We start from the raw sequence: 14,116 nt of genomic DNA, 5'->3' as shown, positions 1-14,116 counted from the left end.
CACCGAAACCGCGTCTTCCCGGAGAATTTTATCCCGCGGCGCTTTTCCCCGCCTTCGTTTCCAGCTCGTGCCACCGTTGGTAGAGAGCCTCCGTCTTTTTTGCCAGCGCGTCCACGGTCTTTTGGCGCTCCATCAGTTCCGGGGCGTCGGTGGCGATGGCCGGGTCCAAAAGCGCCTGCCGGGCTTTCTGTGTTTGCGCCTCGGCGATTTGGATTTTTTCTTCCAGGCCCCGCAGCTCGCGCGCCTCCGCGGCCGACAACGCGGCCGGGGGAACGGTCGGAGCGAGCGGCAGCGACGGGGGCGTCAGGTCGATCTCGTCCGCGGCCATCCGCTCTTCCCACTGGTCCAAATCGGCGAACACGCGCGCGTTCCCCCGTCCGTCCAACGCCAAAATGCGCTGGCTCACGCGGTCCAACAAATACCGGTCGTGGGTCACCAACACCAGCGCCCCCGCGAAGTCCATAAGGCTCGTCTCCAGCACTTCCAGGGAATTCAAATCCAAATCGTTCGTGGGCTCGTCCAACAGCAGCACGTCCGCCGGCCGCAACATGAGCCGCGCGATCATCACCCGCGACTGCTCTCCGCCCGACAGCCGGCCCAGGGGCGCGTCCAACTGTTCCTTGCCGAAAAGAAACCGCTCCGCCCAGCCGACCACGTGGACCGGCTTGTCCTTGTAATAGACGAACTCCCCTGACTCGCACAGCGCCCGCCGGAGCGGCATGGCCATGTCCAACGTTTCCCGGTGCTGGTCGAAGGTCACCACGGTCAGCCCCTCCACCCGCTCGATGCGCCCGGCGTCCGGCGCCAGGGTCCCCGCCAACAGTTTGAGCAGGGTGCTTTTGCCGCTGCCGTTTCCGCCCAAGAGGCCCCATTTGTCGCCGGGGCCCAACACCAAATCCAAGGGCCCGAATAGTTTTTTTCCACCCAGGCTTTTAACCACCCGCGTCAGCGAGACGAGTTTTTTCGTCTTCCGCTCGCTCGCGGTGAAATCGATCGCCGCCGACCTCGTCTGGGCGTTGCGGTATTCCAGTTCCTTCAGCTCGCCCATCAGCTCCCCGGCTCGGTCGATGCGGGCTTTCTGTTTGGTGGTCCGCGCCTTGGGGCCGCGCCGCAGCCATTCCGTCTCCCGGCGGACGATGTTGCGCATGCTGTCTTCCCGGGCCGCCTGCACGTTAAAGAGCGCCTCGCGGTTTTTCAGGAACTCGCTGTAGTTCCCCGCGCTGCTGAAGTGGCCTTCCGGGTAGCGCTTGTTCAATTCGATCACCCGGTTGCACACCGCTTCCAAAAACCGGCGGTCGTGGGTCACCACCACGAACGAAAAGTCCACCCCCGCCATCAACTGTTCCAGCCAAAGCACGCCCGCCACGTCCAGGTGGTTCGTGGGCTCGTCCAAGAGCAGCAGGTCCGGCCGGCGAATAACCTGGGACAGGATCGCCAGCCGCTTCCGCCATCCGCCCGACAGCGCCTTCACGCGCTGGTCGGCGGCGAAACCCGACCCCGCCAACCCGTCTTCCACGCGGATGTCGATCTCGTAATCCTCCAGGCCCAGCCCCCCCAGCGCGAGGGCGAGTTCCGCCCCCACGGAGATGTCTTCCCCTTCGGCGAAGCGGTCTTGCTGGGCCAAATAGCCCACCCGGATCCCCCGCCGCACGGCCAGTTCCCCTTCGTCGGGTTTTTCCAGCCCGGCCAATATCTTCAGCAAGGTGGATTTCCCCGCCCCGTTGGGCCCAATGAGCCCCGCGCGTTCCCCGGCAAAAACGCCGAAAGACAGCCCCTCAAAGAGGGGCCGCGCGCCGTAGGTTTTGGTCAAGCCTTGGCAACTGATCAGGGTGGACATAGGGGGTTGAATCGTGGATTTTACTTCATTCGACGACCGCCCCGGTCGGCGCGGCGTCGTTAGAGGGAATGCGGGAAGCCCAGGATGTACTGTTTTATCTCGTCGCGGACGCGTCGGTAGGGACCCAGCGCCTCTTCTTCCGTCGTCGCCCCGGCGGCCAAGCCCGGCGGGTCGTCAAACCCCGCGTGCAGTACCCGCGTTTTCCCGGGAAACCGCGGGCACTTTTCCCGCGCGTGCCCGCACACGGTCACCACCAGGTCAAATTCGACGTCTTCCAGTTCCTTGAGGGTTTTCGAGGATTGGCGCGAAATGTCCACGCCCGCCTCCGCCATCACCCGCACGGCGCGGGGATTCAGCCCGTGGGCTTCGATCCCGGCGGAATAGGCTTCCAGGGCCTCTCCCAGGAGGGCCCGCGCCCAGCCTTCTGCCATCTGGCTTCGGCACGAGTTCCCCGTGCACAAAAACAAAACCTTCGTTTTCACCTTGGTTAGGACAAAATCCTTTTCAATTCCTCCGCGGTCGGCACATGCCCCGCCGCTTTCACCGCGCCGTCCACCACCAAAGCCGGCGTCGCCATCACGCCGAAGGCCATGATTTTTTCAATATCCGTCACTTTCTCCAGCGTGTAGGCCACGCCCAGGGCTTTCGCGGCCTGCTCGGCCGCTTCCGTCAGCCGTTGGCATTTGGGACATCCTGTCCCCAACACTTGGATCTTTTTCATCCTCGCCTCCTAAAAAAGCATTCCGTACATCCACCCCGTCACGGCGGACAGCCCCACCACCACCATCACGTAAGCCGACGTCTTTCGGGTTCCCATCAGTTTCCGCAACACCAGCATGCTCGGCAACGACAACGCCGGCCCCGCCAACAACAGCGTGAGCGCCGGTCCCTTTCCCATGCCGCTGCCCATAAGCCCCTGCAAAATCGGGATTTCCGTTAAGGTCGCGAAATACATCAGCGCCCCCGCCACCGCGGCGAAAAGGTTCGCTCCCGCGCCGTTTCCACCCAGCATTTTCGCCACCCAGGCCGAGGGCACCAGCCCCTCGTGCCCGGGCCGCCCCAGCAACACCCCCGCCGCCAACACCCCGATCAACAAAAGCGGCGTCACCTGTTTCGTAAAGTCCCAGGTGGCGGCCCACCACTCCTCCAATTCGCCCCCGGAGGTCGCCGCCGCCCAGGCCAATCCGCCCAGTCCCACGGCGAACACGGTCGTGGAACTCCCCGGGAACACCGCCCACGTCCCGAAAGTTGAAACGAGAATGGCCAGCGCTTTCCCTTTTGATAGTCCAAACCACGCCACCAGCCCCGCTCCCAGCCCCAAAGCGCTCCCCGCCGTCAGCGGCCATTTGTGGGAGAACACCGCGCTCGAAAGCCCGCCCGACGCCGCGCCCCAATTGGCCAGCACCAAAATCCCCACCATCGCGGCGAAGACGACCGTCGTTTTCCAGAGAGCGCGCGCCGGTATTTCCGGAAGCGTTGGGGCCGACGCCTCGGCCCGTTGGGCCTCTTCCTTGCGAAACAGAAATTGCATGATCAGCCCCGCCGCCACGCTAAAGGCCACCGCCCCCCCCGTCCGCGCCGCGCCCATTTCCAATCCCAGCACCCGCGCCGTCAACACAATGGCCAACACGTTGATCGCCGGCCCGGAATACAAGAACGCCACCGCCGGGCCCAACCCCGCCCCGCGCTTATAGATCCCGCCAAAGAGCGGCAACACCGTGCAGGAACAAACCGCCAGAATGGTCCCCGAGATTGACGCCACGCCGTAGGCCACGGCCGGGTGGGCTTGGCTCCCCAGGTACCGCATCACCGCCCCTTGGCTCACGAACACCGAAATCGCTCCCGCGATAAAAAACGCCGGCAGCAGGCACAGGATCACATGCTCCCGCGCGTAGCTTTTCACCAGGTGCAACCCTTCCATCAGCGCGCCGTCAAAGCGGATTGTCCCCACCGGCAGGTGGTACGCCACCAAAAACGCCGCCGCCAACCAGATCAACGTTTTCCATTCTTTTTTGAAATCCAAGAGATCAGGCCCCCCGTTCGGCGGCGAAAAAGGTCTTTTTAAAATAAAGCGACACGTTCACGAGTCCGATCAGCGCCGGCACTTCCACCAAGGGCCCGATCACCGCCGCGAAGGCCGCCCCGGAATCGATGCCGAACACGGCCACCGCCACCGCGATGGCCAGTTCAAAATTGTTGCTCGCCGCGGTGAACGACAACGTACAGGCCGTTGAATAATTCACGTTATTGCGCCGCCCCATCCAAAAGCTGACCAAAAACATGATCACGAAATAAATCAAGAGTGGAACGGCGATGCGCAACACGTCGACCGGAATCTGAACGATCATCTCCCCCTTGAGGCTGAACATGACGACGATCGTGAACAAGAGCGCCGCCAGGGTCAAGGGCGCCACCCGCGGCAAAAACGCCCGCTCGTACCAATCGCCGCCTTTGGTCTTGAGCGCCACCCACCGCGTCAGCATCCCCGCTAAAAAGGGAATACCCAAATAGATGAACACGCTCTCGGCGATCTGTCCCATCCGCACCGGCACCACCACGCCCTCGAGGCCGAAGAGCGGCGGCAACACCGTCAGGAAAAAATAGGCGTAGGCGCTGTAAAAGAAAACCTGAAACACGCTGTTGAAAGCCACCAACCCGGCGGCGTACTCCGGGTTGCCCTGGGCCAAATCGTTCCACACAATCACCATGGCGATGCACCGCGCCAACCCGATCAGGATCAGCCCGGTCATGTAGTCCGGCCGGTCGCGCAAAAACACCAGGGCCAGCGCGAACATCAAGAGCGGCCCCACCACCCAGTTCTGCAGAAGCGACAGCCCCAACACCTTGGTGTTTTTAAACACGTCCCCCAGCTCTTCGTATTTCACCCGCGCCAAGGGCGGGTACATCATGAGGATCAACCCCACCGCGATGGGCACGTTCGTCGTTCCCGCCTGAAACCGGTTGATGAACGTTTCCGCCCCCTCCACAAAATGCCCGATGGCCACCCCCACCCCCATGGCCAAAAAGATCCAAAGAGTTAAGTAGCGGTCCAAGAATCCCAGTTTTTTCGTTGCCGCGTTTTTCAGAGCGAATTCGTCCTTTGGGTCGAGAATGTTTTCAACGGCAGATTTGTTCACGCCGGTTCGGGGTCCGTTTCGTCGCGCCCCGCAGGGCCTTCAGGTCTTTTTGAATTTGGGGATTCAGGTCCCAGAGCGCCCGCAGGGACCGCATTGTCACTTTGTAGGGTTTGGGCAAGCTCGGGGCCAATTCGTAATGGATCCAGGTGCCCTCTCGCCAACCGCGCACGAGGCCGGCTTTCTTCAGCGGGCCCAAATGGCGGGACACTTTGTATTGCGGGATTTTCAGCGCCTGCACCAGTTCGCACACGCACAGCTCGCGTTCCATGAGCAGGCGCACCAGCCGCAATCGCAACGGGTCGTTGAGCGCCGCGTGGAAATCGGTCAACCGCGATAATAAGACATGCATTTATGCGCATATATTATCACCTTTCCACCGCCTCTGGTGTGTTCCTAAAACGGCGAAGCGGCTTGGGCGGGTTGGAACAGGGGGAATCCCCCTCAGGCCGGTGAAGGGATTCGGCGGCTTGAAAATCCCCTAAATAGATATACTGATTCACATCCCAGGTCGGACATCTTGTTGGATGTCAATAAAGGAGACTTGAACCCATGTTGAAACCACCGAAACTTGCCGTGGCCGTGGCCCTGGCCGTCGTTCTGTCGGCCTGCGTCAGCACGTCGAGATTCAAAAAGACCGTCTCGGAACGAGACGCCATGAACGCGCGGGTGGCGGAGCTCACCGCCCTGTCCACGGATTTGGAAGCGCGGTTGGCGGAGGTTCAAAAAGAGAAGGACGCCCTCATCCGACAGAGCGAGCAATCCCAGGCCCAATACCAACAGCTGGTGGGCCAACTTTCCGAGGAAGTGCAGAAAGGGGAGTTGAAGGTGACCGAATACAAGAACATGCTGACGGTGGACGTGGCCGAGCAGATCTTCTTCGATTCGGGCAAGGCGGCCCTGAAGCCCACGGCCGGGGCCGTTCTGTCAAAACTTTCCGAGGCCCTCAAGTCGTATCCCGATAAAACCATTCGCGTGGTCGGCCATACCGACAACGTGCCCTTCAAGAAAGGCCTGGCCTTCGCCACCAATTGGGAACTTTCCGTGACTCGGGCCACGAACGTGGTGCGTTTCCTGCAGGAAAAAGGCGGCGTCGAACCCGAGCGGTTGATCGCTTCCGGCCGCGGCGAATACAGTCCCGTCGCGCCGAACGATACGCCGGAAGGTCGCCAGAAGAACCGACGGATAGAAATCATCCTGATGGACAAGAACATCCTCGAGGCCCTGTCCGAACCCGCGAATTAGCGTCGGGTTATTTTAAACGCGCGGGGGTTTTGCCGATTGGGGCGAAACCCCCGCGGTCTTTTTGATGAATCGAGGGAATTTCTCCTCCGAAGGGGGCCGCGGGCTAAAAGCGCGTGCCTGCGGGGCGGCCGAAAAGCTTATGCGGGACACGCCCCGAGAATCGCCTCCGCCGCCCGCAGTCCGTCCACCGCGGACGACATGATCCCCCCGGCGTAGCCCGCGCCTTCGCCCACGGGGTAGAGCCCCCGCAGGTTGCTCTGCAGCCCTTCGTCGCGGGTCATCCGCACGGGCGACGAGCTCCGCGTCTCCACCCCGGTCAACAGCGCGTCGGGGTGGGAGAAATCTTTGATCCGTTTGTTGAATTCCGCCAAGGATTCCTTTATCCCTTCGCAGACTTTCTCCGGCAGGCAGTCCCACAGGTTGGCGGGCGTCGCGCCCGGCAAATAGCTCGGCTCCACGCCGCCCCATCGCGTCGTCGGCCGCCGCGCCAAAAAGTCCCCCACCCATTGCGCGGGCGCCCGATAGCTTCCGCCGCCCAACTCAAAAGCCCGCCGCTCCCATTTTCGTTGGAATTCCATTCCCGCCAGTGACACAGGGGATGTTCTCAATAAATCAATTTGCTCAAACAAGGCATCGACTCCCCCCATCCTCGACCGCGATTTCTCGACTTGACAGTCCGCGTGATGCTTCTCCGTCCGGGGCTATAATGGAACGATGCCTGCCTCAATTCACAACTGGAGCGAGCCCAGTGGGTCAAAGCGTGGGTTGGATCAGGGGTTTTTGAGGGGACACGGCTTCGATTAAAAACCAACAGCGCCCGCGACAGGAGCCCTATTCTCCGCGCAAAAGGCGGAGAAATTCGCTGTCGGTGGAAAGAAGAAGGGTGCTGCCCTCGGGGATGGCCTTTTGGTAGGCTTCCAGCGTTCGCAGAAACTTGTACAGGCCCGGATCGGCGTTCATGGCTTGGGCGTAGATTCGAATGGCTTTGGCATCGGCCGTTCCTTTGGCGATCTCCACGCGTCGGTAAGCCTCGGATTCGATCTCTTTTAAGTCCTTGCTGATTTTGCCTTCGATCTTGGCTTTCTCGCCCTGCCCCACCGATCGAATGTGCTGAGCGATCCGTTGTCGTTCCGAAATCATGCGTTCGTAGACTTTGGCCTCCACGCTGGCCTCGTAAGCGATGCGGCGGAGTTGAACGTCGATCAATTCGATGCCGAACTCGTCCAACCCGGACTTGGCTTGTTGAATAATTTGAGCGCTCAAGGCCTCGCGACCGACGGTCACCGGTTCAATTTCCCCCACAAATTCTTCCAGGTCGTTGCCCGGTTTTAGTTCGCCGCTTTTTTGCCGAGCCATTTTGTCTTTCATGTTTTCAAGAATGGTGTTGGAATTGCGAACGGCTTCCACCAAATTGTGTTTTGAAATGGTGTCGCGGGTGACCGCGTCCAAGATGGCGTCCAATCGGGATCGGGCCCCCCGTTCGGTTTGAACGGTTTGGAGAAAGGCGAGGGGGTTGATGATGCGCCAGCGCGCGGTGGTGTCCACCAAAATATACTTTTTGTCTTTGGTCGGAATCTGATTGGGGTACCCGTCCCAGTTCAAAATGCGTTTGTCAAACCGGTTGACGACTTGAATGAAGGGCACCTTAAAATGCAGGCCCGGGTCTTTCACGGACCCCCCCGCCAAGGGTCGACCAAACTGGGTGATCACCGCTTGTTCCCATTCGGGGAGAACGTAAAGAGAAGCGGTGATGAGGATGAGAGCGACCACGGCCACAGCGCCCCCCAAAATCAAACGAACCGGGTTTTGCAATGTCATGGTTTTTTCTCCGCCGCGGCTGTCCCGCCAAAAACCGGCAGGAGGCCTTCCACCGATTTGTCGACGATGGTCATGGATTTGACGCGCCCATAGATGATTTCAAGCGTTTCCAAATAAAGCCGTGTGCGGGTCACCTGGGGCGCGGTTCGGTAGGCGGCCAAGACCTCCCGAAATCGGGAGGACTCTCCCTGCGCTCGGTTGACCACGGCGGCGGCATAGCCTTCCGCATCGCGAATCACCTGTTCGGCCTTGCCGCGGGCCTCGGGGATGACGCGGTTGTATTCCCGCTCGGCCTGGTTGATCGCCTGTTCCTGCTCTTGTTTGGCCGAGTTGACTTCGTTGAAGGCGGGGCGCACCGAAGCGGGCGGATTCACGTCCTGTAGCTTAACGGTAACGATCCGGATCCCCATGTCGTAACGATCGAGGATTTCCTGGGTCAGTCGTTGGACTTCCACGCCGATCTCGGCCCGGCTGACGGTCAAAACTTCGTTCACCAGCCGGTCCCCCACCACCCGGCGGAGAACGCTTTGGGTGACATCCCGAAGGTTCTGCAGGACCTCCCGGGTATTGAAAAGAAACTTTTTGGGGTCGGAGATCTGGTATTGGACAATCCATTCCACTTCGGCCACGTTCAGGTCTCCGGTCAGGGTCAAGGACTCCGCGCCGAAAGTTTCATCGGAATAATCGGTGCGAGAACCACGCATGCCGGTGGAGCGAAAGCCGAATTCTTCCTGGTGGATGATTTTGGTCTTCACCTTGATCACCCGCTCGATGCCGAACGGAAATTTGAAGCGAAGACCGGGAGTCTCGGTCCGAATGTAGCGGCCAAAGCGCAGGACCACCGCCTCTTCGCTGGGTTGAACGGTGTAGAAAGAAGTGAAAGCGGCCACCAATAAAAGAAGCCCACCCACGACGGCGCCGATGCCCTTCGGACTGACCCCAACCACTGTTTTCATGCGGTTTAGGCGCGCCAGCATTTGTTCCACCGGATCGAGGTTCGGGTCGTCATCATTCCAATTGGTAGGCATGACGGAATTTTATCATTTATCGGAAAAATTGGTGTCGGGGGCGCGTCCCGTGAGTATTTGAAGTGGCCAAAGCAAGAAGGATCAAGTTCAAGACGGGTGACGTCATTGCAATTCCGTTGCCAGAGGGCAAGGTCACCTACGCGAGACTAAAATCAAAGTTCATCGTTTTTTCTCCCACCCCTTCGCCAGCGGGCGGTCGATGTCCTCGGTCCAGTCGATGTGTTGGTGGTTTTGGTGTAAAAAGGGAATCCACTCCGCCGGTTTTTTGGCGCCGGCGTTTAGCCACTCGTCGTAGGCGGTTTCGGGCAAAAACACCGGCGTGCGGTCGTGGCCCATTCGGGCGATGTAGGGCACGGGCTCGTCCGTCAGCACGCTGAAGGTCGTCAGCATTTCCCCCGTTTCCTTCTGCACCCACTCGTCCCAAATGCCGGCGGCGGCCATCACGTCGCCCCCGCGGGGGTAAAAGGCCACCATGTTCCCCGCCTTGGGGCCCGTGTAAAGGGGCTCGATGAATTTGCTCATGGGCACCAGGCAATGCCGCCGGGCGAAGGGCTCCCGCCAGGTGGGCTTTTGGTGGATGGGGATTTCCTTCTTGGTCTTTTCGTCCACCGACAGGAGGCGCGCGTTGTGCGTGGCGAACTTCACGCGCGGTTCCTTGCTCCAGGCCGGCACCAGGCCGAACTGCATGGCCACAAGCGCCCGCTGTCCCCCCTCGGACACCATCACCGGGGCGCGGCTCCGGGGGACCACGCGGCCCGCGGCCTCCCCCAACAATTTGTAAAGGGCGCCGAAGCGCCGCGCCAGTTCCTTCCCCGACTTATCGACGATGTATTGCGCGCACATGTCAAACTCCTGTGCCGGGGCGCCCGGGGCGCCGCACGGCCTGGTCGCCCGTGGGGGCGTGATCGGGCAAACCGGTTTTAATCCGCATCGGGGACCTGGGTCAAAATGTCGAACAGTTTTGTGTTCACGTAAAAATTTGACCGGCCCAATTTGTGCTTCACCAAAAAGCCCTCTTGGGCCAACAGGTCGAGGTATTTTGTCGCCGTCAGGCGGCTGACGCCCAGCCCTTTTTGCAGGAATTGAATTTTCGTGTAGGGGTGGCTGAACAGGTTGTTCAGCAGGTCCTGGCTGTAGAATTTCATTTTTTCCCGAATTCGGTGTTTGTAATCCAGCATGGCCTCGCCGATGGACTGAACAATCCGGATGGTTTGCCGGGAGGTCCTCTCCACCCCGTCGAGCATGAACAGCACCCACTCCGCCCAGGCGTTCCCGTCGCGCACCGCTTGGAGCAGCCGGTAGTAGTCGTTTTTCCTTTCGATGATGTACCGGCTTAAGTACAAAACGGGGATGTTCAACAGCCCCTTTTGAACCAGGTAGAGGATGTTGATGATCCGTCCCGTGCGGCCGTTGCCGTCGTAAAAGGGGTGGATGCTCTCGAACTGGTAATGCACCACCGCCATTTTGATGAGCGGGTCCACTTCGGAGAAGGATTCGTCGTTGATGTACTTTTCCAGGTTGCCCATCAGGCGAAGGATTTCTTCCCCCTCCTGCGGGGGCACGTAAACCGTGGCGCCGGTGTCTTTGTTTTTGAGCGCCGTGCCGGGCAATGTCCGTAAGCCGGGTTTCCCGCCCCCGAGTTCGGTGTGGATTTCCTTGATGTGGTTGGTGGTCAGCAATCCCGTCTTGATCACCTGCTGATACCCCTTTTTCAGGGCGCCGGAATAACGGCTCACCTCCTTGGCCGCGGCGTTCGTGGTCGCCTCGGCGAAGAGTTCCTGTTGGAAAAGTTCATCGTGGGTGGTGACGATGTTTTCAATGGCCGAGCTGTCCTTGGCTTCCTGCAGGGCCAGCGTGTTGATGAGAATGGCCTGGTTTGGAATTGTGGCGGAAATTCCTTTTAACTCAGCCAAAAAGCGGTGGGCCTTGGCCAATTTCTTCAAAATAGTGGTGTTTTCTATATCAATCGATGGTGGCAATAAATCTAATTTATGCGGTTTATTCATGTGTTTGGTATGTTATATGTATAGAAAACGTAATTTTATATACAGATCATACATGAATTGTATAGGAAGGGGGCAAGTTATTGGCGATTGCTAAGCGATTTCAACTTGCAATCCAACGCGACAAACAGGTGCCATTGCCGCCGCACGGCCTGGTCGCCCGTGGGCTTGGGCTCTCAGTCGTGCCCCCCGTTTCAAAGACCCCGTAAAAACGCGATAATGCGGACGATCGGACAACGGCTTAAACATCTCCGGCACGCGTTTGTTAAATTGGAGGAAGATATGAGGTCCCTCTTTCTTTTGCTCATCTTAACCACGACATCCGCGATCGCCATCGCGGACGACGCGCGGTTCGCGACCCACCTCCACGCCAAATTCCAAGTCAAGGGGTGCACCGCTTGCCACGATTACCACGAGGAGAGATTGAAAGGCATCGCCTTTTCAACGCACAAAGGTCGAAAGGTCGAGTCGTGCAGGATGTGCCATAACCAGGCCGTGACCGGGTTCGAGCATCCCGAAGACTGGTTCGCGCGGCCGAACCTTTACACCTCCGGGATGAACGCGAAAGACACGTGCGAATCGACAAAAAAAGCGATGAACGCGGAATTTAAAAGCCAGGCCTTGCTCGCCAAAGAAATGAGAAAGCACCTCCTGGAGGACCCGCGGGTCCTCTGGGGCGTGGAGGGCGCGACCCCGAAGAGCGGGATGTTGCCCGAGAAAAAGAAACAAGAGGACACCGTCAAAGGCGGTCCGGCGGAGTGGAAAGCCCAGGTGGAGGCATGGATTCAAGCCGGCATGCCCTGCGATTGAGGCGGTTTTCTTCCCCGTCTTCCCTCTCTCTAGGTTTTGGGGCGCTGTTTCCGCGCGGGGGCGCTCCATCGACGGTTTTGGTAAAATAACGATGTGCCCACGCAAAATTCCTCGCTCGCCACCGAACAACTAAAGACTCTTTCCTCCCCCCGGCGGCCCTACGGGCTATTGTCGCGCCTGCTTTTCCTCTCCATGGATCTGCTCTACGGCCGTCGCCGGACGCTCAGCAAATTCAAAGTGCTGGAGATCATCGCGCGGGTGCCCTATCAAGCCTGGGAGCATGTGGCCTACATCGCCATGACCCACACCCACTCCCAACCCCACTTCGCCCGGCGGATTTTCGATTTTGTTCAAGAAAGCCGCCATCAACAGGACAACGAACAGTGGCATCTCCTGTTGTTGGAGGAATTGGTCCAGCGAAAGGGGATCCGGGAGTCGTATTTATTCGCGCGCGTCCTTCCCCAGTTCATGGCCTTCGCCTACTACCACATCAGTTGGCTTTTGTATGTGCTCCGGCCTTCCTGGAGCTACGCGCTCAACGCCGATTTCGAAGACCACGCGGAGCACGAATACATGGAATTCGTCCGTGAAAATCCGTCCCTGGAAACCGAGCCCTTCGTCAGCGATTTCACCGCCGATTATGGGAACTTCGCGAACCTGGCCGACCTGTTCCGCCAAATCGGCCTGGACGAACGGTTGCACAAAGAACAGAGCCTCGCCCGCATCGACAACCCGCGATTCCCCGGGCCGATGGCGTGAATTCCCCGCGCGAACAATCCCGATCCATTCCCTGTGGTTGCCCATCGGGTTTCTTCATGAACCCAGCGGCCTCAAGGAGGACCGCGTGGCGATGACGCTCAACGTTCCGGCCTTGTTGTTCCCGGCCGTTTCGCTGTTGATGCTGGCCTACACCAACAAATTCCTGGGCCTGGCGGCCGTTATACGGCGTTTGCACGCCGATTATCGCGCCGATCCGAAGCCCATTCATTTGGCGCAGATCAACCATTTGCGCCGCCGGATTCAACTGGTTCGCGCCATGCAGTTCCTTGGCATCGCCAGCCTTCTTTTCTGCACGCTCTGCATGTTCTTTCTTTTCAAGGGCCTCCAGGTCGCCGGTCAGTTTGTCTTTGCCCTGGCCCTGATTTTAATGATTGGCTCTCTGGTGATTTCCCTCATCGAAGTGTTTATCTCGGTCGGGACTCTGGACATGCTGTTGGAAGACATCGAGAAGGAAAATAGAAGCAAGTAGCGAAAAAAAGCTTTTAACCCGAATTCCCCCGTTGCGTCGAGGGAGTCGACGGAAAACCCGGGCGGCGGTTCGCGAGACGAATAAAAAAGGCCCGGCCGCGTTGGCGCGGCCGGGCCCCGGAAAACGGTTTCGCTTACGGCAGTTCTTTGTTGAGCGTGTCGCGGAAGTCCTCGGCCGATTTGCCGATGGCCTGCTTGTAAGACTGCCGCGCCGCCGGGCTGTCGGTGATGTTATCCAGCGTCATGCTCACCGGGGTCGGCGAGTCGAGCTTCGGCCCCATGGCCGCCACGGCCACGTTGCCGTCCTGGGTGACGATGGTGAGCGTCGTCGAAGCCACGGGGATCACGTTCCCCGCCGCGCCCGCCGTCGCGAAGGTCGAGCGTTGCGACAGCTCCAAGTTCACGATCGCCACCGAGTCCACCCCCAGCTTGCCGCACAGGTCGGACAGTTGGGCCAGTTTCTTTTTGTCCTTGTTGTTCAAGAACAGGTAGGCCACCATGCCCTCGGGTGTCGAGCGGAACTTCCCCGTCATTTCCAGCCCCTTGGGCCCGACTTCTTTTTTGTATTCCTCCACGAAGGCCTGATATTCCGCCGAGCCGACCACGGTCGCGGGGTCCTTCACGGTCCACCCCTTCACCTGGCCCAGTTCCTTGGCGAAGCTCTCCAAGGCGTGCTGCACCAAATCCTTGCCGCCGAAATGCCCGGCGTCGGGGTTGTTCTTCTCGTCTTTTTTCTTTTTCAAAAAGCCCAGCGCGGCCACCGCGCCGCCGGCGCGGGAGTCCGATTTAATGATCTCGGCGTTGCTGTACACGCTGATGAGGGCCAGGTTTTTCACCTTGCCCACGTGGTCTTTCTTGACGCCCACGTTCAAACCAAACGCCATCGCGGGCAATACGGCCACGACGGCCGCCACACGGATCGCTCTGTTCATGGAATATCCCCCAGGGTTCACATTCAAAAGGCCCCGCCGCTCCGGCGGCCGGGCCTTTCGC

General features: G+C 59.6%; 16 protein-coding genes. 4 read left to right on the top strand and 12 right to left on the bottom strand.

The features are described from left to right. Window positions 1-28: 28 nt before the first annotated feature. The 6 genes from IPI56_06165 to IPI56_06140 are packed head-to-tail and all read right to left on the bottom strand — an operon-like array spanning window position 29 to window position 5,323. Window positions 29-1,837, bottom strand: coding sequence for an ABC-F family ATP-binding cassette domain-containing protein (locus IPI56_06165; protein MBK7545313.1), 1,809 nt, complete (start codon window positions 1,835-1,837; stop codon window positions 29-31). A 59-nt stretch (window positions 1,838-1,896) separates the two neighbouring features. Continuing rightward, window positions 1,897-2,319: an arsenate reductase ArsC gene (locus tag IPI56_06160; protein MBK7545312.1), complete on the bottom strand. Its 423-nt coding sequence runs from the start codon at window positions 2,317-2,319 to the stop codon at window positions 1,897-1,899. A 5-nt stretch (window positions 2,320-2,324) separates the two neighbouring features. Further along, window positions 2,325-2,558, bottom strand: coding sequence for a TM0996/MTH895 family glutaredoxin-like protein (locus IPI56_06155; protein MBK7545311.1), 234 nt, complete (start codon window positions 2,556-2,558; stop codon window positions 2,325-2,327). 9 nt (window positions 2,559-2,567) lie between these two features. Then, on the bottom strand, window positions 2,568-3,860 hold the full coding sequence (locus tag IPI56_06150; protein MBK7545310.1) for a permease: 1,293 nt from the start codon (window positions 3,858-3,860) through the stop codon (window positions 2,568-2,570). Window positions 3,861-3,864: 4 nt separating this feature from the next. Further along, window positions 3,865-4,923, bottom strand: coding sequence for an ACR3 family arsenite efflux transporter (gene arsB / locus IPI56_06145; protein MBK7545309.1), 1,059 nt, complete (start codon window positions 4,921-4,923; stop codon window positions 3,865-3,867). Between the two features lie 31 nt (window positions 4,924-4,954). Continuing rightward, complete coding sequence (locus IPI56_06140; protein MBK7545308.1) at window positions 4,955-5,323, bottom strand: helix-turn-helix transcriptional regulator; 369 nt, start codon at window positions 5,321-5,323, stop codon at window positions 4,955-4,957. A 200-nt stretch (window positions 5,324-5,523) separates the two neighbouring features. On the opposite strand from IPI56_06140, the gene IPI56_06135 reads away from it, so the two are divergent. After that, entirely contained in the window at window positions 5,524-6,216 is a 693-nt protein-coding gene (locus IPI56_06135; protein MBK7545307.1) for an OmpA family protein, read from the top strand. Between the two features lie 137 nt (window positions 6,217-6,353). On the opposite strand, the gene IPI56_06130 is transcribed toward IPI56_06135, so the two are convergent. The 5 genes from IPI56_06130 to IPI56_06110 all read right to left on the bottom strand — a co-directional run bounded on the left by IPI56_06130 (window position 6,354) and on the right by IPI56_06110 (window position 11,068). After that, the gene (locus IPI56_06130; GenBank protein ID MBK7545306.1) at window positions 6,354-6,809 is read right to left on the bottom strand and encodes a hypothetical protein; all 456 of its coding nucleotides are present in this window, start codon (window positions 6,807-6,809) and stop codon (window positions 6,354-6,356) included. 238 nt (window positions 6,810-7,047) lie between these two features. Further along, a complete protein-coding gene (gene hflC, locus IPI56_06125) occupies window positions 7,048-8,034 on the bottom strand; it encodes a protease modulator HflC (protein ID MBK7545305.1) in 987 nt (328 codons plus the stop codon). Next, window positions 8,031-9,062: an FtsH protease activity modulator HflK gene (gene hflK, locus IPI56_06120; protein ID MBK7545304.1), complete on the bottom strand. Its 1,032-nt coding sequence runs from the start codon at window positions 9,060-9,062 to the stop codon at window positions 8,031-8,033. Before hflK ends, hflC begins: the two co-directional genes overlap by 4 nt. Before the next feature lie 159 nt (window positions 9,063-9,221). After that, a complete protein-coding gene (locus IPI56_06115) occupies window positions 9,222-9,905 on the bottom strand; it encodes an SOS response-associated peptidase (protein ID MBK7545303.1) in 684 nt (227 codons plus the stop codon). Window positions 9,906-9,982: 77 nt separating this feature from the next. Next, window positions 9,983-11,068: a Fic family protein gene (locus tag IPI56_06110; protein MBK7545302.1), complete on the bottom strand. Its 1,086-nt coding sequence runs from the start codon at window positions 11,066-11,068 to the stop codon at window positions 9,983-9,985. 279 nt (window positions 11,069-11,347) lie between these two features. Here IPI56_06110 and IPI56_06105 point away from each other — a divergent pair, with 279 nt between their 5' ends. The 3 genes from IPI56_06105 (at window position 11,348) to IPI56_06095 (ending at window position 13,124) form a co-directional block, all read left to right on the top strand. Then, the gene (locus IPI56_06105) at window positions 11,348-11,875 is read left to right on the top strand and encodes a hypothetical protein (GenBank protein ID MBK7545301.1); all 528 of its coding nucleotides are present in this window, start codon (window positions 11,348-11,350) and stop codon (window positions 11,873-11,875) included. A gap of 93 nt (window positions 11,876-11,968) precedes the next feature. Beyond that, a complete protein-coding gene (locus IPI56_06100; protein ID MBK7545300.1) occupies window positions 11,969-12,634 on the top strand; it encodes a hypothetical protein in 666 nt (221 codons plus the stop codon). Between the two features lie 91 nt (window positions 12,635-12,725). Continuing rightward, a complete protein-coding gene (locus IPI56_06095) occupies window positions 12,726-13,124 on the top strand; it encodes a DUF2721 domain-containing protein (protein MBK7545299.1) in 399 nt (132 codons plus the stop codon). Between the two features lie 133 nt (window positions 13,125-13,257). Here the strand turns inward: IPI56_06095 and IPI56_06090 are convergent, their stop codons facing one another. Further along, entirely contained in the window at window positions 13,258-14,055 is a 798-nt protein-coding gene (locus tag IPI56_06090; GenBank protein MBK7545298.1) for a hypothetical protein, read from the bottom strand. Between the last annotated feature and the right edge of the window lie 61 nt (window positions 14,056-14,116).

This window comes from Elusimicrobiota bacterium (genome assembly GCA_016706425.1).
In the GTDB taxonomy this organism is placed as follows: domain Bacteria; phylum Elusimicrobiota; class Elusimicrobia; order FEN-1173; family FEN-1173; genus JADJJR01.
This window is presented reverse-complemented; position numbering and strand designations above follow the sequence as displayed.